We start from the raw sequence: 25307 nt of genomic DNA, 5'->3' as shown, positions 1-25307 counted from the left end.
TAAGCTCAACCAGATGAACAAAGAGAGGATGATTTCACATGTCGGAAACCAATCAACTGTTCGGACAAGCCCTAGTCAAATCACTAGTCGGAGAACGCGGACATATTCGTATTGCACGCGCTCTACCGGACATTAGCGTAGAACTAGCTAGTCGCAAACATGAACATATGCCATACAGTATCTATCAATTGGTGAAACATATGCATTACTGGCAACAATTTATGTTGGAGCATTTGGAAGGAAGAAAGCCGCAGCTTCCAGCGAATGTGATGGAGAGTTGGCCAGAAGATACGGGTCCTCAGGATGAAGCAGCGTGGGAGGCAGATATTCAGGCCTTCCTGGACGGGGTAGATCGAGCAGTAACGATTGCCGAAACGGTGCAGTTGGATGATTCACTGCCGTATTTCCCAGGCGAAACCAAAGCCGGACTTTTGCGTAACATCGCATCTCATAACTCGTACCATCTGGGCGAGATTGTGCTGCTGCGTCGCTTCTACGGGGCATGGCCACCACCAGGAGGCGGTTTCCCAGCGTAACCCTATTTACATCCGATCAATTGGACGAATTTACAGACACATACATCTAAGCTGTGAAAGGACGATTGTTCCTTTTACAGCTTCTTGTGGTTATAGGCAAGTGACATCCATTGAAGTGCAGATTATAACGCTCATATCCTGCTCCAGGCTCATATATTACTTCAAAGTACGTATATGACTTTGAGGTGCGTACTTCTCATCCTTCTTTTTCTGACCCACAATATGAACAGAAGAAGAGAGGAGCATGTCCATTGAAAACCGAACAATTGGTTACCCGTTACACCGCGCTTGTCATCGGTGCTGGAGGTGTCATTGGAAGAAACCTCATCGATTATCTGATGACACTTCCGCAATGGGATATCATTGGTGTATCTCGCCGCGGAGGAGAAGATGCCCCCAAGTTACGTTATATATCAGCTGATTTACTGAACGAAGCAGACACACAAGACAAACTGAGTCATTTAACGACCGTTACGCATATTTTCTACGCCGCGTATCAGGATCGCCCAACCTGGGCCGAATTGGTACAGCCCAACTTGGCCATGCTCGTCAATGTGGTGAATACCATAGAACCGATCGCTCCAAATCTCCAACATATTAGCCTAATGCAAGGTTATAAAGTGTACGGTGCACATCTGGGTCCATTCAAAACACCTGCCAAAGAAACAGATGCACATCATATGCCCCCTGAATTCAATGTCGATCAGCAAATGTTTCTCGAGAATCGGCAACCCGGAAGTAGCTGGACCTGGTCAGCCCTGCGCCCGTCAGTTGTATGTGGATTTGCCCTGGGTAATCCAATGAACCTTGCCATGGTTATTGGCGTTTATGCGTCTATCTCCAAGGAGCTTGGCTTGCCACTTCGATTCCCTGGGAAACCAGGAGCGTATCATTCGCTTCTTGAAATGACTGATGCCACATTGCTGGCTCATGCAACTGTATGGGCAGCAACCGAACCTCGCTGTGCCAATCAGGCATTTAATATCACCAATGGCGATCTGTTTCGCTGGAATGAGCTATGGCCCAGAATCGCTGCATTTTTCGAATTGGAAACCGCACCTCCACTCCCCCTCTCACTTGCAACAGTGATGGCAGATAAAGAAGATCTTTGGAAATCCATGATTGAAAAGTATGGTTTGGTAAACACCCCTTATGATGATGTCTCTTCCTGGGTATTTGGTGACTTTGTCTTCTCGTGGGATTATGACTTCTTCGCAGATGGTTCCAAAGCTCGCCGCTTCGGATTTCATGATTTTATTGACACTGAGGCTATGTTTATGGATATTTTCAGAAATCTACGTGAGCGCAAGATCCTTCCGTAAAGTAAATAAAATGCATAATAAGCCGATTCGTGAATTCCAGAATCGGCTTATATAAGTTCCTCAACGGTCCGTAGTAGTTGGCGGCTTAAACAGAATTTTTCCTCGATCACCATAAACATTCTCCACGTGTATATCGCCCCACCTACACATCAGATGAAGAATCTCTTTAAGACTCCACCCATACTCTGTTAATTCATACTCCACTTTAGGCGGGACCTGGTGATGGGAAATACGGACAATGACCCCCGCCTCCGTTAGTTCACCAAGTTGCTGAGTCAACACTTTCTGGGTGATTGCAGGGATCAGCTTCATCAGCTCACCATTACGTTTCTTGCCAAAGGTAAGATGGAATAGAATAACGGGCTTCCACTTTCCCCCGATCACTTCAAGAAAAGCTTCAACTGCAGTGTTATATACTTTGAGCGGTTCCTCCATATCACCCTCTGTCTCCCTTCCAGGCTATTTTTCAATCTCCCGATTCATCTTCTCAAAAATGTTTACTAATTGGGCACGATCTTCTTCGTTCAGTTTCTGGAATAAATTCTTACGCAGCTTCTGCCCCTCCAATATTGCTCTTTCGAGGACTTCGATCCCTTTGTCAGTAATGTTCAAATATATAATACGGCGGTCAGCTTCATCTACCATTCTGACGGCTAATTTCTTGGCAACCAGCTTATCAGCTAAATAGCTGAGCGTAGGCGGGGTCAGGCCCAATAGTTTGGCAATATCCGAAGGTCGGCTTTTTCCATTTTGATTGAGATGACTGAGTACAAGCACATGAGAGACGCCGAGGTCCTCATTAAACGATTTGTTCCACTGTATAATCAATTTATTGGTGAAATTGTCCATGTTGTGTATGAGCTCAAAAATGTTCTGTTCTTCCATGTGTTCCTCCTCGCAAAAATAAAACAACAGCCCTTATTCAACTTAAGGGCTGTCATCATTTTACACGCTATTGGGCTGAGTATCCACCATCGATAACCAGCTCAGATCCTGTAATGTACGAAGAATCATCCGAAGCCAGGAACAGTGCAGCGTTGGCAATATCGATAGCCTGCCCCAGACGTTGCAGAGGCGTTGCCTGAATGAGTCGGTCAAGCAGTTCCTTCGATGTGTTCAAGGCTTGAGTCATTGGTGTTTCGATGATTCCCGGGAAGAGAGCATTTACCCGAACACCTTGACGACCAAAGGTTGTTGCTGCCGCTTTGGATAATGCGCGTACTGCCCCTTTGGATGCCGAATAGTGGTTAAAGCCTTGTCCAATCAATGCGGTGTATGAAGAGATATTGACGATGGAACCTTTCTTTTGTGCTGCCATATACGGAGCTACATGTTTCATACCAGCAAATGGGCCAAAGCCATTAATGGAGAGCATTTTCTGCCAATCCTGCGCATTGATTTCCTCAAACGGCTTCTCTGAAGAAATGCCTGCATTGTTAACCAGAATATCGATTTTACCAAAACGTTCGTTAACTACTTTGGCTAAAATCTCCCAATCTTCATCGGAGGAAACATTCAACTTCATTCCGTACACATTCTCTTTTTGGCTCGCTTTCTCCAGTGCTTCCTCATTAATGTCTGCGGCAATAACGATGGCGCCTTCCTTTGCGAAGAGATCAACCATGCCTTCACCAATTCCTGATGCTCCACCTGTAATGATAGCTACTTTATTATCTAATCTTCCCATATGAAACGCTCCTAACGTAATTTATTTGTACGACGCTGCTTTAGTTGCTAGGCGTATTGTGTGATTTCATAAACTGTTTAAAATCCGGAACGGTTGGGTTGGCAATATAATGGCCGCCTTCAACCTGGATGGTCTGTCCGGTCATGAATTTGGACTCATCTGAGGCCAGGAATACGACGGTGTATCCAATATCATCGGGTTCCCCGTGATAAGGCAGTGCGTTATATTTTGCGAACATATCCAATACATCCGGAGGCATATTATTCTGGGCTGCCGGGGTCAAGATCAATCCAGGTGCGACAGCATTGCAACGAATGTTATGTTTGCCATATTGGGTGGCAATATACCTTGTTAGATTCACCACTCCTGCTTTTGAGGCACCGTAAGCAACCCGCACCGCATCGCCTGTAAAGCCAGCCATGGAGGCCGTATTAATGATGGAACCCTCACCCGCTTCAATCATATGAGGGATGGCGAATCTACAGCCGAGCAGCACGCTTTTCAGATTCACGTTCATCAGCCGATCCCACTCGTCTAGATCTACGTTAACCACGTCCAAATCCTTCTTCAGGTTAGTCAGGCCAACGTTGTTGAACAGACTCGTGAGCTTACCATATTGCTGCACCGTAAAATCCACAGCTTCCTTAATCGAAAATTCATCTCCGGCATCGACAAAAACGGCCACTGCCTCTCCGCCTTGAGCCTGAATATCCGCTGCCGCTTCTTTTGCACCATTGACATTGAAATCAGCAATAACGACTTTTGCTCCTTCTCTCGCCATCAATTGGGCTGCGGACAATCCTATTCCAGAAGCGCCTCCAGTTACAAGGGCTACTTTGTCTTTCATTCTCAACATGGTTCTCAAGCTCCTTTCATAAAGAAACCGAAAATAAATAATCAACCTATTATTTAGATGACTAAATATTAGATGTCTAAATAATAGCAGAGGAATGGTCTTTCTGCAACGCATACAGCCCTGTATCCTTATTTTGGGTGCCTTTAGCGAAGCAAGCGAAGTGTTTAAAATGGGAATGGAAAAACCGGATAAGAATAACCTTATCCGGTTGGCTTAAATTTGATCATGTAGTTGACCCATTTTTAATTCAACAATTCAACACAGTCATACACCCACCCGGCACTTAACCAATTGCCCAAGTCGCTGGAGCCACTGATTGGCGTAATGGTTACCGTGTTGGCCCCAGTAACAAAATAGGATGCCGGGATATTCCAGGAAAAGGTTGTATTGTTACCCCGATAGGTCCCAATCGTAAAGCTACGAGAGTTCGGTTGGGAGGAGGCTGCCGGATTGGTTAACGTCTGACCGTTAATCGTTACGCTGGGTCTTCCATTGTTGTATGCTGCCGTAATACCGATGTTAAGAACATGCGAAGAGGCAGCTTGAGAAGAGTTCAGGCTAAAGGTGACGGTTGTGGGCGAGTTTTGTCCCCGGAACTGAATCGCTGGGAACTTGTTGGTTGCACTGCCAGTGGCATAACTGACGGGTCCCCAGCTTGGATTACGGCTATCGGAAGGATGACGGAGCGGAATTGTCTGGCCGTTCAGGAACTCTGACGGTGTACCATCCCAATTCCCAATGCGCCAGATGCTGGATGCTTTACTTGGGTCATTGTTAATCGTACGCGTATTCAGCGTTGTCGTTGATCCTCCAGTGACGTTCACACTTTCGGTATAGACGGGCAGTTCCCCCTTATACACCGTCATGGTGTATGTACCTGGAATCATGCTGTATTTGGCAGCTGCCCCGCTCGAAGAGGCATTCACCCAATATTGGGCGTTGCTGTTGGCAAAACCAACCGTATATGTATAACCCGTATCCATGCCAGAGAGCCCGTTAAGCACGACATTACCTCGGCTGGACACCCAACCTGTCAGGTTCAGACTCGACATCCAGCTAAAATCAGGTACGCTTGGCGTTGCACCGGTGGTGAAGATCAAGGCATACGGCCCATGCAGGCCCATACGCCAATTTTCTGTCTGGGCATGTCCTGAATTCATGTAATTGTAGACCTCCGTATCTCCACCACTCTGGAACTGAATATCACGGAAGAACGGACCTCCCGAGCTCTTCTCTCGGTCGCCATAGGCCATAAACACGCCCACACCATTCCCCGTAACGCCTCGAATGGTCAGATCCTTGGCCTGGTCGTTGCCGTAATACTTCGAGGTACTCTGTCCGTTGGCGTAACCAAAAACATCCTCGCTCTCAATCGCGCCGGTGTTATTCCGATTATTCGAGTTGGCCGGAACCCCCGTTAACACGCTGCCGTTACCCCGGAAAATATAGCGCAATTCACCCACAGACGGTTCTGCTGTGACATACGTTGCCATATAGATAATGTTCTCACCGCCACGTGATGCATAGTAGTGGGTAAGCGTGCTGGTTGAGACGGTGATCAATAGGGTTGATCCCGAAGGAGATGTGTTCCAGGTTACATTGGCAGAGCCCAAACCAGAGCTGATATGGGACCCCTTGCTGGAGCCGTTCAGCTCTGTTCCGTTCATTTTGGCAGATATGATATCGCCATTGGTTTTATTCACCGTGTATACCAGACCTGCTCCTGTGTTCACTTCAATCCTCGACCCGTTATCCGTAACATTGATGGTGGCTGCGTGTCCGGTGGATGTTGGATATAATACCGCTGCTGCCATCATCACCATTAAAAGAAACGAACTGAATCCCTTCTTCACTAAACGTCTGCTCACGAGCTAATCCCTCCCTGGAATCGTTTTTTAACGTTTTCGTAATGGGCCAAAATCAGATATTTAAATATCGTATATGAGATAGCTGAACTAAAAGTAAAGCGCTTACATTATAATGTATGACAAACGAGCCTATGTCTCATCTCGGTATTCTTGCTGCATGCGGCATATCCCTGCGGGTCATCTTTCTTCCCTATCGTCCTCTTATAACAACACCTCCTGTATAGGAATAATCTGCAACTAACTTACTGGTAATATCATTAAAATAATACCATTATATTACATAAAGTGGCAATGAAAATAGCTATCATCCTGCCGTAATCTCTCTCTGTTTTTTTGTATCTTATACTCCTTACGGGCAATGTGGAATATGGCTGAGCTGCCTGAACGCAGCTAAACAATACACACGGTGATCTCACCATCAACATTACGTCCTTCTTCTACCGCATGGAATGAGAGGATTTCAACTGAAAAAGCTGCATCCTTTGTGACGAATGCAGCTCTTCAATATTTTGTATAACAGGAAGCTACAACCTTCTTTACAGTGAACCCTCAAGGTTTGCAGGTTGATTTCCCTCATTCACCAGACCTTGAATAAAGGTCTCAACATTGGGCGCAAGCCAAGTGATCTTGTCGCCTTCTGCTTTATTCACATGGACAACCTCGGGCTCACCGGCATTGCCGGATTCACGATAATCCAGCATCACGACCTCTGAATCGGAAGGACACTCACATAGAATGACACCAATCTCGGGGTAACCCCCTTTTTCTATGATCGCTCGACTGCCCGCTTCTCCACACAGTGAATGTGCCTTTTCCCGTCCAATACCCAGGATATTCGATATTTCAACTTGAATCTTTTCATCATTCTCCGCCTGACTAATCGGAAAATAACGATAGTGGGGAACACCACCATTATGTAGTTTCATCATGTTCACATAGAATGTCGGCAGCTTGAACACCAATTGATCCTCCACTGCTTCAATTTGCTCTTCAGTAGGTGGGGACAACACATATTGATCGACGTTTGCTGGACTGTCATTCCAGAAGCTCGTCGATTCGGCATGGATACCAGGCGCAGCTTCGATGGTGATTTCAGTCACCGAGTGGACTGTATCCACGGGCTCCTCTACCACTTCTTCTGTAAGCTTGTCTGCTGTTTTATTCCGAATCCATTCCAGGAACTCCTGTGTATCCTCATCTCCCGGCTCCAATCGGTCCGCTGCTTCGAAAGCTTCACGCGCGTTCTCATATTGCTCCAAATAATAATACGCCAGACCAATGCGGTAATGCCAAAGCGGGTCATTTTGTCCCTCTGCTTCAACCGACAGGAATTGCTCCACTGCCTCCTGGTAACGCTCCATATTATTCAACGCTCTACCCAGATGGTTGACCAGAATATAATTCCGCTCCTCTTCCGGAACCTCTGTAATCGCATCTATAATCTCTTCATAATCATCCTGTTCATGCCAATCCTCTAGCCGTTCCAAGAGTTCATCATTCATTGATCTTGCCTCCCTGTCTTATTCGTTGTAGAAATTATATCATTTAGGCGCTGCCCACTCCAAAAAAGGCGATTGTCACCAACTTAGCTCCAGATGAAATGTTCAACTTTCGGGACGATAGAGTGTCTCTTTTAATATCCTTGTGACGAACGCGGTTTTATTATCACAATAACGATCGATATCGGATCGATACTGCTCTGCTAGCCTGATTTTTAATTGTTGGTATTCATTGCGCGCCGTCTCATTATCTCTTAAATGGTCTCTTAACGCGATATGTTCCAGATATCCTTTTCCATCCTTAGGACAAACATATAAATGATACTTCATATGTTCATCTTGAAATGTCCTTTGAAAGGCTTCTCTTCCCTCAATGCCGAGATTCCCTTGGTATTCGTACCCTTGTAGTGTCAACCGCTTAATAATCTCTGGGAGTACATCATAGCTATCAATGACAACATCCAGATCGATAACGGGTTTAGCTAATAAACCCTCAACCGATGTACTGCCCACATGCTCTACTCTTAGAATTAAGTCACCAATATATCTAATTATCATTTCTTTTATCTGTTCAAAAGTGACTTTCCATTGCGGATCGTATGGAACGACCTCAATAATAGGTGTTTTTTCGGCCATGAAGATCCCCTCCCTACATCCATGGTATTCATTATCTCCCCTCGTTCATGTTGAATTCACAATTGTGTATTACCGTTAAACAATACTTCAACTACAGTCGTCAACATTCACGAGGAGGATATTCCTTATGTATCAGATCATTATTGAGTTTGTAAGTATCTTTCTAGCCGGCATCCTGGCTGGTGAAGAGTTTGTGGTACGGTATGGAGTGCATGTGTCCCTGGCTAAGCTGGATGAACCTTCGCAGATTCGGGTTCGCCAAGCACTAATACTAAAATTGCGTTTACTTGTACCTGCCATTTTTCTACCCACGGCCATTTCAGGCGTTGCAGTACTCATAATGAGTGGTTCCGAACCCGGATTCGGCTTCCGCTTGGCAGGCGTTCTTGCTTTACTTATATTTATTTTGACTACACTTATCGGTACCGTGCCTATTAACAAAGGTGCGCTCGCCTGGAATCCCGATGCACCACCACGCAATTGGAAGCAGTTAGTGAGAAGATGGGAGCGATTAGATGTGGTTCGTTCTTCGGCGGCAATTTTGGCTTTTGTGTTCTTCTTGACGGCAGTGGCGCTGCAGTTAGTCGGGAATTAAAGCGGGCCTAGCTGCCTATTCTTATTTGGTATTCATAACAAGAGAATACTTATTGAAAATCCAGGAGTCCTTCAACTCGTTTACAGCACGTTGGCTGACACGAACGGATGGCTTCTGCTCTTGCATGGCATCTACTCCAGGTGCGGAGAAACGCAGCAATTTGGCTATTATTTTAACCTCGCTCGCCAACTCTTCATAAAACGCATAGGTTAACGGCAAATGCTCTCGAATATCTTCGTATATATAGTATTTCCCCTTCTCATCCTCCAAATTGATCTGATAACCTTTGGGGAGCGACAGGGTAATGCACGGTAATTCATCCTCAGCCCATTGTCCAACATAGGGGAAGTTAATTCCTTCGTTTTTGACGAAAAATCCGGAATTGTGCTGATCCAGCGTAATCAATACTGAATAGGCGAGATATGGGTGATACCCCTCCCTTTTCTCTGCCGCGGTAAAAAAATGATAAAATTGCTCATATTCTTCAAGCACCTGATTCGTATCATATTGAGTCTGATCATAATTAGGACGGATAAACTTTGCTCGTTTCTGCTCAAAAAGTGCCAACAAGCTTTTGAATTCATCCGGTGTTATGAAAAATTTCAGTTTATAAAATCCACTGTGTTTTAATCGATCCAATTAGCTCACCGCCAAATATAGACTTATGAAAACCGATCTCGTTTGCAACGTCAAATCTAGGATGCAGTCTGATACCTACTTCCACAATTTCAACATATTATCCTGCTAAGGAAGCTCTATTCCTCCCTTACCCTAGGATGAGTGTTTGTATCGGAACACAGGACATTCTCCATAAGTAAAAGTAAAAGGGCAAAAACGGTTCGCATTACACGAACCATTTTCGCCCTTTCGAATTTATTAAGAAAAGCTATTCTCTTCAGCCGAGCCTTCCACTCTCGCTCAGAGCATACATTCTTTCGACCACTATGTTTACAATCCTTCGATCAGTGCCTTGATTGAGCTGTCACTCTCCAGTGCACGGATGATAATCGTCACGGCTTCAGCCCGTGTAGCTTTGACACTCGGCGAGAACACGGATGAGGATAGCCCTTGCACCAGATTGGCCGATGAAGCCTGCGCAATTGCCGCCGCTGCCCAGTTACTGCTGTCCACATCACTGAAGCTGGTCGGAGTGCTAGTCGCAAGTGCATTCAGATTAAGCACACGAGCAATAATCGTCACCATCTCAGCGCGGGAGATCGTCGCATTAGGTTTGAAGCTGCCGTCCGCATAGCCTGTAATGACTCCCTTGTCAGCCAGAGCGCTGATATATCCAGCTGCCCAGCTAGACTTCGTATCTTTGAAGCTAGCCGAAGCCGAATTCTTGCCAAGGCCAAATGCCCGGGCAATCATTGCGGTAAATTCAGCTCGGGTGACGGACGCATTCGGCCGGAACGAACCATTCTCGTAACCATCCACCATGCGTAATTTCACGGCAGCACCAATACTTCGGTTGGCCCAGTGACCAGAAATATCGCTGAATGTCTTTTGTTCATTTTTCGTTGCCGCTATGGCTTCATTAACTGTCTTTAGTACCGTTTCCTGGCTCACAACACCTGATTTGAACGGATTAACCTGTGTTGCTGGCGGTACCGTTGGTTCTGTTGTAGGAGGTGTGGTAACCGTACCCGAATCTGTTCCAGAACCTATTGATGGTGTGGATGGTGTTGGTGTAGTGACGGAGCCACCACCTGTACCAGGTGTAGTCGGCGTTGTTGGCGTAGTCCCCGGATTTGTTGTATCCGTAATCGCCAGTGCAATGCGGTTGCTCTCATATTTCACCTGGGCATTATATTTGCTTGGCAGGCCATCCACCTGAACAGAGGCGAACTTTCCGCTTTGCTGATTGGCGCCATGGCTTACAAGCGTAATCTCACCCGCACCAGGTACATAGCTGCTGGCAAAATTCACATGCAGTGCTCCGGCGGAGTTCACCGTACCTTTAACGTCGAGCACGTCATTTGCGGAAGCCACGTTGAGCTCCAACGTACCGTCAGCAGCCTGCACGAAGTTGCCTTCAATGTTCCATTTGCCAGTTACGCTCTCCGTAACCGTACCCCCGTTGTTGACCACATCGCCACTACCGAACGCAGTAGCTGTATCACCTTCCAATGTGCCCGCGCTAACCTGAGTACCTCCAGAGTACGTATTAGCCCCCCGCAGTTTCAATGTACCGCTGCCTTCCTTCGTCAGCTTGCCGGTACCGGAGATTTTGTTCCGCCAAACATCCACCGTGTTAAAACCACCCTTGCTGGCATCCATCACTACCGTTACATCACTGTTGAATGCGCCATATCCGTCTGCCGCAGCGAACAGATTGAGGCGTCCCCAGCCTTCGGGATCATCCAATACAGGGTAGCCGGATGTAATTCCGGTTGTCGCCAGTACAGCACGACGCTGATCCGCACTAAGATAAGGCTGTCTGGTCTCAAGCAGCACCTCTGCTCCTTTAGGGACTGGCATAGGCTCCGTTGTGGAACCGATCTGCGGGAAGCCATAAGTCAGACGTTGGGTATACTCGGCCTTGTTTTTCTCGTAGTCGGTAAATCGGTCTTCTGCTGTTCCGGTCTCCTTCAGCAGTACATTATGCGCTTGATCGTAAGCTGCCTGCTTCAGTTCAGCATTCTCCGGATCATTCAGAGCACCTGCTGCGAGGGCAGTTGCAAGTACACGACCGCCCATGACATCCAATGGGGAGTGCATTCCGGCAATAACTCGGTTGTTGCCCATTTCCGAAGCACGGGTTACCAACTCCTGAAAACGTTCAGGCACGGCATAAGCGAATGCAATTGCGGCAAGGTAGGACGCATTGGTATGCCCGCTCGGGAAGCCGCCGTCCGAGGCCGCCTCTGCCTCATCTTTGATTGCTGGTCTCAGAGTTGGCACGACAACCTCATGAGTATTCAACCAGCGGAACGGACGCATATAACTGAAGAAATTTTTGGAAGGGTTGGTTGACGCCGCATTACCGCGCAGGGCTCCAACCAAATCTACCATTTTACCTAGCTCGGAATCGGAATTTCCGGCTTTGTTCGTGGTATTACCATCGTCATACTTCTTCGTTGTCGCATCGTCCGGGATGCTCGTAATGGTCGTATATGTGCTCGATTTTTCACGATATACATCAGCCAGTGAACCCAGACCCTCGGTTGCACCGTAAGTTTGATTTGTACGATCGGTATAGTACGCGGCTTCCTCCTCCGCTTGAGTGCGGTTTGCTGCGATATCCGCTACATATTGAATGTTATAGTCCAGTATGTCGGGCTGAACCTTAGTGCCATTGTTCCAGGAAGAACCTGGTATCCAGAGATCCAGGAACTTGGACAATGTACCAAGAGCCGGGTTGGTCTCAAGTGTAGTGTTCGATGAGTTATTATTCTTATACGTATCTACAAAATAACCCCAAGCCGGCTCCTGCGGTAATGGAACTTGCGAATCACTTGGTGCCGCAAGCGCAGCAGTTGATGCAATTGAATTGGATATGAGCACGACACCCATAGCAGCGGTCAACATTTTCTTTTTGTTTTTGTTGGCTTTCGTTTTCAAATCTTTTCGACTCCCATCGTTTGGTAGTTGGTCTCGAATCGGTCTCAATGTAGCACCCGTCACGTTTAACCAGCAATAAAACAATTTCGCCATTGTATCAATTTCGGAGCAATATCGCCTGTTTTCGACATTTAACATTCCCTTCATATAAATCGTGAACTTTGGTGGAATCAGGTAGTGTATAATCGTCGCCGGGAGGAATGCCTCATGAAAAAATGGAGCTCCGCATGGGCGGGTTTGGCGATTTCGTACGGTTCCATCGTGGTCGTCATTGTGCTGCTTATATGCTCTTTCTTCTATATCTATTTCTCGCGCAGTTACAATGAGGAATTGCAGAACAAGAATCAGCTGATTCTTGAAAATACAACACGAACCATTGAAGGAACGATCCTGCAAAGGGTGCAGCAGATCTACCTGGACTTGTCACTCGACAAGTCTGCGGATATTCGACTGTTCGCGGAACCATCTACTCGAAGCGGGCTAGACAGCGTCATTGACCTCCAGGAGTTACTTAAGTCCAAGGTTGCCGGCAACGCGGACATGATTCAGGCCATACATCTTTATTATCCAGGACAAAACATCATGCTATCGTCGCTATACGGCCTGCGCTATAACGCCGATCAAGGGGAAGGCTCGGCTTATTATTCAGATTGGCTTCAGGATATGCGGGCCAGCAAGCAAAATAGCCTGTGGACGGCTTCACGCCAGGTGCCGCAGGACATTTTCTCCAGCGTGCCAGGTGGTACAGCTGACAGTAGCAACGCCCTGTTTACGTACACGCACAGCTATCCTTTTCAGTCCACAGGCGAAACCGGTGATGTCTATATTGCAATAGATGTAAAAGAAAGCGCGGTTAGCAGCATCATCGAGAATATGATGCCCTCACAATACAAAAGCACATTTATCGTTAACCATATGGGTAACACCATTAGTAATGCCAATACCGATACGCTGGGGCAGCCAGGCGAATACGGTGCGAGCATCAAGAAAGCACTACAATCTGGAAACGCGAAGGGCAGCTTTGACGACAAGATCGACAATACATCGGTTGTTGTGTCCTACCAGACCCTGCCTTCGACAGGATGGACTATCTATAGCGCAATGCCGGCCAGCTTCTATTATGAGCAGTCGATCATGGTACAGAAGCTCATCCTCGGCATCTGCATGATCGCCATCGTGATCGGTCTGGCGCTGTCAGCAGTTTTGCTCAGAGCGAATTACAGCCCGATCAAACGCCTCGTCAGCCGGATTAAGGACCTATCCGGACCGGCAACAACGCATATTACGAATGAATACCGGCTGATCGACAGTGCCTTCATGCAATTAAACGATAAGGTGAGCAGCCTTGAGGAAACACTGCTGGCGAACAGTCCGGCAATCAAGCATAACGCTGTACTGAATCTGCTGCATGGCGGCTATAGCCGAGAACAGTGGGCAGAAGAACGGACAGCACTAGGCATCTCATATCCATATCACGCATACAGCTGCTTGCTTCTGAATACCGGGGTAGCCCATATGGGACTTAGCTCGGAGAATCTGCCATCCGTCATATCGAGATTTATCCATGGGCTGGAGTCGCTATCCTTGCCAGATAGTCGCCTGATTGCCGAGGAGCTGCCGGACAAGAAGCTGGCGGTTATTCTGTGTACGGATATAGCGTCTGAACCGCTGCTGGACAAGTTGTCCCAGCTTCTATTGTCAGAGGCACAACAGCAGTTCCAGCTTGATATTCAGCTGTCGTTAGGCTCCTGGGTGCAGGAGCTGGCCGATGTGCATAGAAGCTTCAGCGAGGCCCAGGCGTTGATGAAATACGCGTATTTCCTGCCCGAGCTCTATATCCTGAAGGATCGCAGTATTCTCCAGCGGGAGCACAATATGGATGAAATTCCTCAGACCATACTTGCCAAGTTCAGGGACAAGCTTCATGCCAGGCAGCCGGATGAGGCCGTTGCCGCCGTTGACCAGTTCATTGCCACGATGAGGGAAGGATTATATCCCGCAGACTATTGCCATTTTATGCTGGTGAATGCGGTATTCGTCTACTCGGATGTTGTGAAAAATGTCCGTTACAAGCATCCCCTTCAGCTCGGTCATCCCGATCTGTATCATGAGTACATCAGTATCGCCAATATCGTGGCATATCGCGACTGGCTGGTGGAGTCAATCACGGTATTTATCTCCGAAACGGAGAAACGGAACAGCGAACGGGCCGTTTCTACCATCGGGCTCGCAAAACAATATATTGAGGAGCATCTGTCCGAAGATCTGTCACTGGAGGCCGTAGGAGCGCAGGTGTTCATCAGTTCCAAATATTTGAGCAAGCTTTTTAAAGAGGAGCTTGGCGTTACCTATACCGACTATGTCACCTCCCGGCGGATGGAACGGGCCAAAGTACTGATTGAGAACAACAACATGACTATTGAACGGATCGCAAGCTCCGTCGGCTACGGAACCACTGCCTATTTCATTAAACGGTTCAAGGAAATGTATGGCTGTACGCCGGGCCATTATTTACGCAAGATTGCTTCGGCAGGAATCGCGGAAGCGGGATCTTAAGGTGAGGAAGGGTTGCGGATGAAAAAAAAGGGATGGCTGCGCGCTACAGCGCTTCTCGCAATGCTGATTCCGGTAGGCATGATCAGTATCCTCAGCGGCTGCGATCTGCCACTCGGACAGAAGACCATAACGGATAAGCAAGAAGCCGATTCGGCTTCCCCCAATCCGCGCTACCACATTTCATGGACGATGCATCAGAATTATCCGGTGCCGGAGGATGCGGAGATGCTCAAGTACGTGGAGGACAAATTCGACGTCGATCTCGATGTGTGGAATCTTGTAAATAACAAATATGAATCCCTTCTCGACATGAAGCTGGCCCAGGGTGCCATTCCCGATCTGTTCCGTATCCGCCAGCCGCAGGACCTGCTCAAGTACCAGCAGCAAGGCGTACTGGCCGAGATTCCCGTGGATATGCTCAACACATACGCCCCGAACCTAATGCGGATCATCCGGGAAAATGCGCCTGCTTACGAAAATGCCGGAAGGATTGACGGAGCCTATTATGGTATTCCCGTCATTAATCCGACTAACATCTATCGCACTCCGGTCGTTTTTCGGCAGGACTGGCTGGACAAGCTCGGCCTGCCGGTGCCGCAAACGCTGGCTGATTTTGAGAGGGTAATCTATGCCTTCACCAACGATGATCCTGACGGCAATGGGATCAAAGATACCTATGGCCTGTCCAGCGAAGGCATGAACGTTGTATTTGGCGCCTTTGGGCAAATTGTTTTCGCGGATCAACTCTACTTCAGCATGAAGGATGGAGAGCAGGTCATCGGTGCCCTTCAGCCCGAAATGAAAGAAGCACTGCAATATTTACGCAAATGGTACCGGGACGACGTGATCGATCCCGAGTTTATTACCGGGGAGAATAAGGGCAGCTACAAACACCTATCCCACGCCTTTATTAACGGCAGAATCGGAATGACATCGATGGGCAATTATTATCACTGGATTCAGGATGGTGATTACCTGGACTGGAGTTATGGTTCGAATGGTCATGCCGTAGAGACTCCGGTGCAATCGACCTTTAACGTGAAGGAGCTGACCGCCAAGAACCCGGAGGCCCGGGTGGTGTTCGGCAGACCTTTTACCGGACCATACGGGCAGCGCGGCTCCAAGGGATACGATATGTTAATGAGCTTCACAGCCATCGGCGGCGACGCTGTTAAGGAACCGGGCAAGCTTGCGACGATCCTTCGAATTCTGGATGATGTCAGCGCAAACCCTGATCCGAACGAGGCAGCTACCATGGCCTTCGGCGTGAAAGGCAAGCACTGGACTTGGACTGATACGTTTCCGCAGAACACGGTCATTCTTCCTCCGTACGATAAGATGTTCAGTTATCAGAACGGAATTGGCGCCAATCTGGGCATGACCGTGCCCCTGAAGCAGACCGGACGACGAGAGCAATGGGCTTCGACCCTCGGCCTGGACCAGGACGGCATTTACAACTCACTTGAGGTAGCAACCCCCTCCCTTGCCAAAAACGGAGCAGAGCTGATCAAGCTGAAGAACAAGGCCTACATCTCCTTCATTACTGGCGAGAGACCGCTGAGCGAATTTGATGATTTCGTAGAGGAGTTCATGGCCGCAGGCGGCGCGGAAGTACTAAGCGAAGCGAATGAGTGAGTGAGTGAGTGATTATGAAACGAAACAAGATATAAGTATTTTGAGTTACATGCAGTAAACAAAACGCGAAAAAGGCTTCATATAAACCGAAGCCTTTTCGCGCCGAATAATATACAGTTTTATAATCATGTTGTTTATTTATTTATTTGAGCAAGTTCACTAAAAAACACCAACAACATACTAAACAAAATAACCACAAGAATTGTAAAACTAATACTGGCTAACGTTACATATTTTTTTGAAGCTTGCGGGTTGATAACTTTTGAAAAAAAATATACAAATACATAACTAAATATAGCAACAACTACAAGAATTAAAGGTGTAATAGTCATCATTCAAAACCTCTCATTTTAATAAGTAATTTTGCCTTCGAATTCAGATGTCCTGTGAAGTTGGAAACACCCATGTTATCAAAAATTCAGTTCTCAACATATCCTTCTGACATCCTAACTTTACTGTTAATTACATCTATCAGCACTCATAATCGGTCTATTATCCTACAACCATGTCTACGTTTTAATCATTTGATTTCATAATCGCAAGGTCATCCCGCCATTCATGAACAAAAAAAGAGCAGCTCACCGCTGCTCTTTCCTATTTCCGCCCATATTCATATGTGATGTACTTAAGCCAAATATTCAGCCATAATCTGCTCGATATCAAACGGGGTAATTCCTTGTTCCACCGAATAAATTGTATCGGCCTGATCCAACGTATCTACCAGTTCACCTCTGGCCTTGGCATGAAGCGTGAACAAGTCGTAGAGATCCGGTTTACGGAGCGTGGTCAGGGCTTTGCCCATCAGGACCATCCCTTTTTGATTACCTTCGACATTATTGTAATATTCCGGGTGCCTAGTCAGTGCCAGATCCGTCCAAATGACCGTACGCTCCACTAGATCCATAATGACGGGAATGGCAATCTGTGTATCTGCCGTGATATCAATCTTGTTTGCCACCGTGGACGGCTCGAAGATCTCGCCAGAACCCGGCTTCTTACGCATCATCCAGCCCACAAAGCATTCCGGCAAATCGCAATATGGATGACTCGTAAAGGAAAGCAGACTCGCCACCACATAACGCCCACCATAAGCAACAATCGACGGAATATGCAGGTCAATGAACTCACTCGCACCATGAGGCGCTGTTACGATATCCCCGCTGTGAACGGCCTTGTAGTTGGATGAACGCAGATTCGTATAGGAAATATGCTCCACATAGTTCCAGTTCTCATCGTACATCACCGCAGACAGATCGATATCTACACGCCCCGTTGCTTGACCGTTCACGCTCCCTTCCTTCCACCAGTTGAAGAAACGAATCGTGTCTCCCTCGGCCATCGGCACCCGGCTTCCCCGAACAATCGTATGAAGGGACTTGCTCGCCGATCTTTGGGAAAAAGGAACCAGATAATCATGGAGCTGTGGATCGACATACGTCTTTCCAAGCGAAGGAAGGGCGGCGAAACGCTGCACCAGCGCCTGCTCACACATCTGCACGACGGCACGACAAGTGTCATCGTCCATCTCGGGAAGCTGATTCGGAATGGCGAAAGCCTTCGCTACATTGCCTTTCGGGAAAAATACACGCATATCCTGCGGTTCATTACGCCGGGCAAAATGCTCCCTCACCTGCAACAAAACCGGGGTCGATACGTGCTCCAGAATTTCTCCGAACGCCAGCAATACATACTCCTTATCCGTGGTAGAGCGCAACAAGTGATCCAATCTTCTCGCAAATTCACCAGGGCGCTGCTTCAGCAGCTCAATCAAACTCCACACATTATGGTATTGGAAGGCCAGCTCCACACTTCCGTTAAAGGTCGTAAACGACTTGTTATGACGCAAGATATCAAAAGCTTCCTCGCATCGCGGGTAACGAAGCTTATATTCAGATGGATGGAGAATTTCGCCCAGACGAATCCAGCGATTCTTGTAACGGAGCATGTCTTCCGTAATTGAACCGCATTGCTCCAGAAGACCAAGCAGCAGGCGTCTTTCACGCCGCTTGAATTTGCGAAAAGGCGAAGCCAGAGCCAGGCTGACATCACCATCTGACCAGGCCACAGCAAGACGAAGCACATCCGTTGCCGTTCTGAAATACGGGCCGATTCGGTCGATATTAGCCTTTTCATACTTTAATAAGGAAGTTACTACGAACCCCACATTTTCCTTGAAAGGAATCTCGGCCGGCAACAGCGCATCCACTTCATCCGGTTCCGCAAGTTCCAGCACCGTATCGATATCTGCTTTGTCTGTCTCCGAGATGGAGCCGTTGGCTTCGATCAGTTGGCGGATGAGCGTCTGGAAGTCAGCCTTGTTGCCGAGGCCAATGACTTTCAGGTTTACTTTACCCAGCAAAGGTACCCTTTCCACCGGTTCACGATTCGGATATACCAAGGTCAGATAATGAAGGATAGCATTCAGGTAGAGTTCCACCTCATCTTCCTCCATCACCTGCGCCGGGAATCCAGGGTACATCGGTTTGTAGTCCACATGTGCACCGACCATGATTCTCAGATCAGCCACAACCTGGGCCACCAATGCTTCAAACTGTTCCTTGGATAATGTTCGCACGGCCTGCATCAATTCATCCGAGAATGTGTATCCAAGCGTTTCTATATTTTTAAGGGCAGTCGCCAAATAAACCTTCGGCAGCTGTTTCTCCCCTTGTTCTTGCTCGATTATGAGTTTGTTCGCTCTGCGCAAATAGTTTGTGTTGTTCATGATAAAAGAGTCCAGGAAAGCCATATCCCTACAATTGGTGGTCTGCTGTAGAAGGAAGGAATATGATAGCCTGGACGCCTCCTCTCTGAATTGAGATCTTCAGGAAAGCGGCAACCCTAAGTTCGCCAATGAAGTTAGAAGGAAGGATCGCCATAGCCTGAAGGCCAAAGGTCCGAAGCTTGTGACCCGAACCTTTGATGAACCCATCATCTCAGATTCCACCATCTCCCAACAGGGCGAAAGTATTACGACAAGCGAAATTAAGGGGAATTCTCTGACTTGTGTCGAGTAGTACTGAAGAAGGGCATACAACTGATGGTACATAAAAAAAGAGCTAAGCACGGTTTTTAGCCGGCTTAGCTCTTTATCACACGCATGGTAAACAGGTTACATATATCTCGTTACATCCGAACGACTGACTTCTCAGCCGTCAGTCCAAGCACCCGAGCGGTTGAAGCATGTACTTGGTTTAGAAGACTAAGATTGTCAACCAGGGATTCGCCATAGGAAGGAACCATTTCCTTGATCTTTGGTTCCCAGGCATCCATATGCTGCGGGAAGCACTTCTGGAGAATCTCCAGCATCACGTGAACAGCAGTTGAAGCACCCGGTGAAGCTCCGAGTAATGCTGCAATCGAGCCATCCGCCGCAGTGACTACCTCCGTGCCGAATTGAAGGGTTCCTTTGCCGCCTTGTGCCGTATCCTTAATCACCTGCACACGCTGGCCAGCCAGTACCATATCCCAGTCCTCACTCTTGGCATCTGGAACAAAGTCACGCAATTCGGCCATGCGTTGTTCCTTGGATAACATGAGTTGTTGGATCAGGTATTTGGTTAGTGAGATTTCTTTGACGCCTGCCGCGAGCATCGTGAGCAAGTTATGCAGCTTCACGGACGTAATCAGATCGGCATTGGAGCCCGTTTTTAAGAATTTTGGCGAGAACCCGGCAAACGGTCCGAATAGCAGCGACTTCTGGTTCTCAATAAATCGGGTATCCAAATGTGGAACAGACATTGGCGGAGCACCCACCGAAGCTTTTCCATATACTTTGGCATGATGCTGTTCCACGACTTTCGGATTTTTGCACACCATAAAGATGCCGCTAACCGGGAAGCCGCCGATATGTTTACCCTCAGGAATGCCGGCTTTTTGCAGCAAATGCAAGCTTCCGCCGCCCGCACCGATGAAAACGAATTGCGCGGTGTGCCGTTCGACGGTTCCGCTCTTCAGATTTTTCACGGCTAATTCCCAAGATCCATTGCTTGTGCGTTTCATATTCTTCACGCTATGTTGGTAGTGGATATCCACGTTTTGGCTCTTTAAGTGTTCCATTAGCATACGCGTTAAAGCACCAAAGTTAACGTCCGTACCGGAGTCAATTTTGGTGGCTGCAATCGGTTCATTACCCGTGCGGTTTTTCATCATCAGCGGAATCCATTCCGCCAGTTTTTTCTTATTATCCGAGAATTCCATGCCAACGAATAACGGATGTTTCGCTAACGCTTCAAAGCGTCTTTTTAGAAACTGGACGTTCTGCTCTCCATGTACATAACTCAAATGAGGGAGCGGCATAATGAAGTCCCGCGGATTACGAATCAGATTGCTTTTGACGAGATAGGACCAAAATTGCCTTGAGATTTGAAAATGCTCATTCACCTTAATCGCTTTGCTAATATCTACGGATCCGTCTGGTCGTTCAACGGTATAGTTAAGTTCGCACAATGCTGAATGCCCGGTTCCGGCATTATTCCATTCGTTGGAGCTTTCCTCCCCCGCACTGGCGAGCTTCTCAAAAACCTTAATATTCCAGTCTGGTGCCAATTGTTTAAGCAAAGTTCCCAAAGTTGCACTCATAATTCCGGCACCAATCAAGATAACATCTGTACTCGTTTGTCCCTGGCTCATGTCTACCGTCCTTATATCCTATATTTGCCAAAAGGATGTAAGCGTTATCGATTTGGCATTGCAGCAAGCCCCATTCTTGAACAGGCCCGCCCCTTCTCTGAATGAATATAACCTTGATCTAGTGTATCAATAATATGGGTCAATTTAAATATGCAATTTGAAGATATTTGCTATTCCCTCAGTATACGCTAGTTTATGTCAGATAGATAACCCGGTTATAGGGCTGAAAGATTAATTTGTTCAATAAAAAGAGACAATTCTGGTTGCGCGGCCTGAATTGTCTCTGGAAGGTGAGCGTGCTGGTACCTTTGTCTTTAATAATTCGTTCTATAAAAAAAGATCAAGATGCTACTCTCTGTTAATATCCATATTATTAAGAGCTTCATCGCTGATATCTTGAATAGGAATATTCAAATCTCTCCAATACATTAGTGGATACGCTGAACTGCCTACAAACATTTCGCCTTGCCTTATCGTAAAGCTCCCACCTCTTTCGAAGAATTTTATAATCGGTTCATACAAATCAATGTATTCCATTGCCTCATTTACTTCTTGATCTGCCAATTCAGAAATTTCTAAGTAACAATAACAGATTGCTTTTATATACGGATTTTTAAGAGCACCAAGTTTAGGGCAGGCTTGATATACTTTTTCATCTACAGATTTTCCAAAGATCTTAGCAAAACTAATTATAGGATAACGATCTATAGAAGTAACCATAGCATCCAAAAATAAATTGGCCCGCCTAAAGTACTCTTTGATTAAAACGTGATATGACTCTTTTGATTTAGTTTCTATATCTTCAAATGAAATGGATGATAAGCGTTCAATAGCTAATTTTAATAAGCCCCAATCTGAGTCTTTACACATATTTCCCTCAGTTCCTGTACTCCCTTAATTCCTCTTGGGATCTTTATAGCACCAATCAGAGTCATTCGTTCGAGCCCCCTGAAAAAATCAAGATGCTACTCTCTGATATTATCTCTGATACAGTTCTATTTTCTTCATGAAATTAGTCAATAATTCAGTATACTCTTCCATATCCTCTTCATCAGCCCATTCAATATTAGACAGGTTTATGTTAATATCCTGAAGCAAAGATGCAAGCTGTGATAAATCTTCAAATTGATTTAATTCAATTGAGTAGAGTATTTTTAATTAATGACCATCGTACATTTCCCCAGCAATTGGATCATCTTTTAAAATTTCCACAGCTTTTTTTATACCAAGATCCATAAAAATATTTTGAGCCAGCATTCTACTGACATCTTCTAGTTCTATCTCATCTATTGTTTTATCGATAAGTCTGTTGTACCACTGATCCAAAGGATACTCAGATTCTTCGGTCTGAATATTTTGATATAGTTCATAAATCTCTTTAATTGGCTTGTTCATTTATTCTAATTTCCCGCTGGCAGGATTATTCAAAGATAAAACAAAAGGTTCAATTCTATTTGTAATATTAAATCATCTTCGGATCTTTATAGCACCAATCAGAGTCATAAGTCATTGAGTTTATCTTTTGTATATCTTCCCAAGTGAAGACCCAATCGTAATCAGACACCCAGAAATAGTCGGATCTATTAAGATTCAGGTATTCATAAACGAAACGAAGAATGACCTCTTCTGCTCCAAACACTTCTTCTATTGTACCCACTCGAATGAGTTCGTGATTAGGATCCAAATCAAGATCTTCATAGTCACTGAATATTACACTCTTATTATCTTTTGCCTTCACATACATAATGAATTGATGATTATTCTCCCCGCTATTGTAGGAATGAGCCAGTATGTTCAACGTTGTAGAAGAGAATTTTCCATTTTCAAGGTTTTTATGATTGTCAAAAATAATCCGGTTGTCGGAGTTAAACGCTGCAATCATAGTGTCTGACAAAATTTTTTCTGGCGTATACTTCTCACGCTCCGTTAAAAAAAATGCAGTGGTTCCCATTTTATTTTATTACCTCCTTTAATTTTTCTAATGAGTTAACAAGGGTTACACCATACGACTCAATATCTTGCAGCATGCTTTTATGCTCATCTCTTAGTTTATTTAAGGGTTTATCGATATATAGGACAACTTTTTTGTTTTCAGGATTGAAAAAATCAGGATGATCGTGCTGAGTCATTTTCAAAAATTGCTCAGAGTCTACAGCTTTAATGGAAGCCTTCACTTCAATTATTACATCTTTTGTAACAACATCTAAATCTCCGGCAGGTTGACCATCTTTTTTTAATATCTTTAGTCCAAATCCAATGATTTCTGTTTCGTCTCTTACAAAATTTGCAACCTTTGCTTCGGTTGCTTTACCAATGTTGGAGCTAACCAAAAAGTTATCAACATCCCGATTAATATTCTTTGGATGCTGACCTACCCATGTGAGTTCAGCCCCAGTGAGGTTAATGTACGTTGTTTTGCTCTTTTCCTTAACTAGAGTCCCACTATTTGTAATCTTTTGTGTATTACCAAGAGCAACAGTCTGTGCCTTATCACTCTTCGCCTTAGCAGCCTCAATATGCTTCTTAATTTTCGCCACGGCTGGACTAGATGATGGTAAACGAAATGGACCCTTGCCCCCCGGAAAGCTCCCACGAACCATCTGAATCGCCATGAACACTTGGGCAAACTTTAGAGAGGTAACCATGGTTCGAGCATAAGAATCAGAGACCGGTTCTCCTGTATAGGGATGTATTCCGTTATGGAATGCCTTGATCTGTAGTGAAATAATATCCTCCCCTGGCGGTTCAACCTTCACACCTTGCATGCGATTTATATCCAGATGGCCTTGATCCTTCTCATACGCCTGAAGGGCAGCCTGATCCGCATCACCATTCTCGTTGACAGGCATCCATACCCACTTACCAAACATATTAACTTGCGCCATCCGATAGCCCTTATCACCCGAATTTGAATCACCTGATGATTTGGTCATCATAGCTGCGGCACCGACTGCTCCAGTTGCACCACCCAGACTTACCAACTGAGCATCTGCCTCCTGGAAGCGCGTAGCGATGTCCTTCAATTCCTTGGATGTGTTCACCATACTCCCCAGCGCTTTATCCAGTATAGGGCGTGATTGCTCAAACTCATAGTAAAACCGCTCCTGCGTCGCCCCCATCCACATTGTCTGAATGAACATGATCTGTCTCGTCAGATCACCACGTATATGCTCCAACTGTTCTCGGGCCTGATCCACCTGGTTCGATACATGATGTAGCTGCTCAGGGGTCACTTTGATGGTGCTCATACGCTTCTCCGCTCTTTTAAAATAGGATTAACCTATGTTAGCAGAAGTCCGTAACAGAGACCATCCGGCTAACATCCTGATTTGACCATTTCTAAAACATAAGCTGTACCCATCATCGGTGCTGTGGTCCTATATTCTTGTTCTATAATTTACTCAACTTATTAACTTTTACATCGTGATCAATAGCAGTTAATTCAATATTTTTGACGCCTTTATACATCAGATAATTACATCAATACTCTCCTAACTTTTAGGATAGATCATTAAATGTGACAATATTAGGAGTGCGGTTGGAAAACCCATCAAAGTAAATCGGAAGGCGAAGGGTTGGACTATATGCACTTGATCATTACTCTGTGCCTACGACTCTGAACAAAATCCAAATAGAATAAATTTTCAACTAAATTCAAAAAAATTTTAGCCATAAAGTTAGATTCTATGAAAGTTGTAATAAACTAATTTTGAATCTTCCCTTTATAAGTTGAGATACAAACTTTATTAAATCTAGACAAATTCCCTTGCAACTCTACTAAGATAATAATATGCGATTCTATTACTTTCACTTATGTTAGAGGTAGTTGATAATAGTTTAGAATCAAATTCCAAATCTACATTTAGTATTTCATTTTTTAAGAAATCTACATATTGATTTTCTAACAACGTATTGAATATA

Annotated in this window: 21 protein-coding genes; 5 read left to right on the top strand and 16 right to left on the bottom strand. The window is 45.9% G+C overall.

The window, feature by feature from the left end:
* The first annotated feature begins 38 nt into the window (after positions 1 to 38).
* Together CRO25_RS26465 and CRO25_RS26460 are read left to right on the top strand one after the other, a co-directional pair.
* Positions 39 to 536 (top strand): DinB family protein, encoded by a 498-nt coding sequence (locus CRO25_RS26465; RefSeq protein WP_079697042.1) that lies wholly within the window; start codon positions 39 to 41, stop codon positions 534 to 536.
* A 251-nt stretch (positions 537 to 787) separates the two neighbouring features.
* A complete protein-coding gene (locus tag CRO25_RS26460) occupies positions 788 to 1858 on the top strand; it encodes an SDR family oxidoreductase (protein WP_064641544.1) in 1071 nt (356 codons plus the stop codon).
* Between the two features lie 60 nt (positions 1859 to 1918).
* On the opposite strand, the gene CRO25_RS26455 is transcribed toward CRO25_RS26460, so the two are convergent.
* From CRO25_RS26455 to CRO25_RS26425, 7 genes are all read right to left on the bottom strand, one after another.
* A complete protein-coding gene (locus CRO25_RS26455) occupies positions 1919 to 2293 on the bottom strand; it encodes a helix-turn-helix domain-containing protein (RefSeq protein WP_063565814.1) in 375 nt (124 codons plus the stop codon).
* A 24-nt stretch (positions 2294 to 2317) separates the two neighbouring features.
* Complete coding sequence (locus CRO25_RS26450) at positions 2318 to 2743, bottom strand: MarR family winged helix-turn-helix transcriptional regulator (RefSeq protein ID WP_063565813.1); 426 nt, start codon at positions 2741 to 2743, stop codon at positions 2318 to 2320.
* Positions 2744 to 2810: 67 nt separating this feature from the next.
* A complete protein-coding gene (locus tag CRO25_RS26445; protein ID WP_079697041.1) occupies positions 2811 to 3545 on the bottom strand; it encodes an SDR family NAD(P)-dependent oxidoreductase in 735 nt (244 codons plus the stop codon).
* A gap of 40 nt (positions 3546 to 3585) precedes the next feature.
* A complete protein-coding gene (locus CRO25_RS26440; RefSeq protein WP_079697040.1) occupies positions 3586 to 4401 on the bottom strand; it encodes an SDR family NAD(P)-dependent oxidoreductase in 816 nt (271 codons plus the stop codon).
* A 242-nt stretch (positions 4402 to 4643) separates the two neighbouring features.
* The gene (locus CRO25_RS26435) at positions 4644 to 6269 is read right to left on the bottom strand and encodes a rhamnogalacturonan lyase B N-terminal domain-containing protein (protein ID WP_079697039.1); all 1626 of its coding nucleotides are present in this window, start codon (positions 6267 to 6269) and stop codon (positions 4644 to 4646) included.
* A gap of 536 nt (positions 6270 to 6805) precedes the next feature.
* On the bottom strand, positions 6806 to 7771 hold the full coding sequence (locus CRO25_RS26430; protein WP_079697038.1) for an SMI1/KNR4 family protein: 966 nt from the start codon (positions 7769 to 7771) through the stop codon (positions 6806 to 6808).
* Positions 7772 to 7873: 102 nt separating this feature from the next.
* Positions 7874 to 8404: a GrpB family protein gene (locus CRO25_RS26425; RefSeq protein ID WP_079697037.1), complete on the bottom strand. Its 531-nt coding sequence runs from the start codon at positions 8402 to 8404 to the stop codon at positions 7874 to 7876.
* A 127-nt stretch (positions 8405 to 8531) separates the two neighbouring features.
* Here CRO25_RS26425 and CRO25_RS26420 point away from each other — a divergent pair, with 127 nt between their 5' ends.
* A complete protein-coding gene (locus tag CRO25_RS26420; protein ID WP_079697036.1) occupies positions 8532 to 8999 on the top strand; it encodes a DUF1772 domain-containing protein in 468 nt (155 codons plus the stop codon).
* 21 nt (positions 9000 to 9020) lie between these two features.
* Here the strand turns inward: CRO25_RS26420 and CRO25_RS26415 are convergent, their stop codons facing one another.
* Positions 9021 to 9638 (bottom strand): hypothetical protein, encoded by a 618-nt coding sequence (locus tag CRO25_RS26415; protein WP_079697035.1) that lies wholly within the window; start codon positions 9636 to 9638, stop codon positions 9021 to 9023.
* Positions 9639 to 9947: 309 nt separating this feature from the next.
* Positions 9948 to 12530: an S-layer homology domain-containing protein gene (locus tag CRO25_RS26410; RefSeq protein WP_079697078.1), complete on the bottom strand. Its 2583-nt coding sequence runs from the start codon at positions 12528 to 12530 to the stop codon at positions 9948 to 9950.
* Positions 12531 to 12770: 240 nt separating this feature from the next.
* On the opposite strand from CRO25_RS26410, the gene CRO25_RS26405 reads away from it, so the two are divergent.
* A complete protein-coding gene (locus tag CRO25_RS26405; RefSeq protein WP_079697034.1) occupies positions 12771 to 15119 on the top strand; it encodes an AraC family transcriptional regulator in 2349 nt (782 codons plus the stop codon).
* Between the two features lie 18 nt (positions 15120 to 15137).
* A complete protein-coding gene (locus CRO25_RS26400) occupies positions 15138 to 16754 on the top strand; it encodes an ABC transporter substrate-binding protein (RefSeq protein WP_079697033.1) in 1617 nt (538 codons plus the stop codon).
* Positions 16755 to 16888: 134 nt separating this feature from the next.
* On the opposite strand, the gene CRO25_RS26395 is transcribed toward CRO25_RS26400, so the two are convergent.
* From CRO25_RS26395 to CRO25_RS26365, 7 genes are all read right to left on the bottom strand, one after another.
* Positions 16889 to 17086: a hypothetical protein gene (locus CRO25_RS26395; protein WP_179818497.1), complete on the bottom strand. Its 198-nt coding sequence runs from the start codon at positions 17084 to 17086 to the stop codon at positions 16889 to 16891.
* A gap of 293 nt (positions 17087 to 17379) precedes the next feature.
* Positions 17380 to 19479 carry a TerD family protein gene (locus CRO25_RS26390; RefSeq protein WP_079697077.1) on the bottom strand — a complete coding sequence of 700 codons (2100 nt, stop codon included), beginning with the start codon at positions 19477 to 19479 and terminating at the stop codon, positions 17380 to 17382.
* Positions 19480 to 19880: 401 nt separating this feature from the next.
* Positions 19881 to 21386 (bottom strand): malate:quinone oxidoreductase, encoded by a 1506-nt coding sequence (locus CRO25_RS26385; RefSeq protein WP_079697031.1) that lies wholly within the window; start codon positions 21384 to 21386, stop codon positions 19881 to 19883.
* 348 nt (positions 21387 to 21734) lie between these two features.
* Positions 21735 to 22256, bottom strand: coding sequence for a hypothetical protein (locus CRO25_RS26380; protein WP_079697030.1), 522 nt, complete (start codon positions 22254 to 22256; stop codon positions 21735 to 21737).
* 288 nt (positions 22257 to 22544) lie between these two features.
* A complete protein-coding gene (locus CRO25_RS34030; RefSeq protein WP_256863752.1) occupies positions 22545 to 22781 on the bottom strand; it encodes a contact-dependent growth inhibition system immunity protein in 237 nt (78 codons plus the stop codon).
* 67 nt (positions 22782 to 22848) lie between these two features.
* The gene (locus CRO25_RS26370; protein ID WP_079697029.1) at positions 22849 to 23337 is read right to left on the bottom strand and encodes a hypothetical protein; all 489 of its coding nucleotides are present in this window, start codon (positions 23335 to 23337) and stop codon (positions 22849 to 22851) included.
* Position 23338: 1 nt separating this feature from the next.
* Positions 23339 to 24634 carry a WXG100 family type VII secretion target gene (locus CRO25_RS26365; protein WP_079697028.1) on the bottom strand — a complete coding sequence of 432 codons (1296 nt, stop codon included), beginning with the start codon at positions 24632 to 24634 and terminating at the stop codon, positions 23339 to 23341.
* Positions 24635 to 25307 lie beyond the last annotated feature (673 nt).

It is taken from the genome of Paenibacillus sp. RU5M (genome assembly GCF_900221055.1).
Taxonomy (GTDB): domain Bacteria; phylum Bacillota; class Bacilli; order Paenibacillales; family Paenibacillaceae; genus Paenibacillus; species Paenibacillus marchantiae.
The sequence above is the reverse complement of the archived record's forward strand: the minus strand, read 5'-3'. Positions and strand labels throughout refer to the sequence as shown.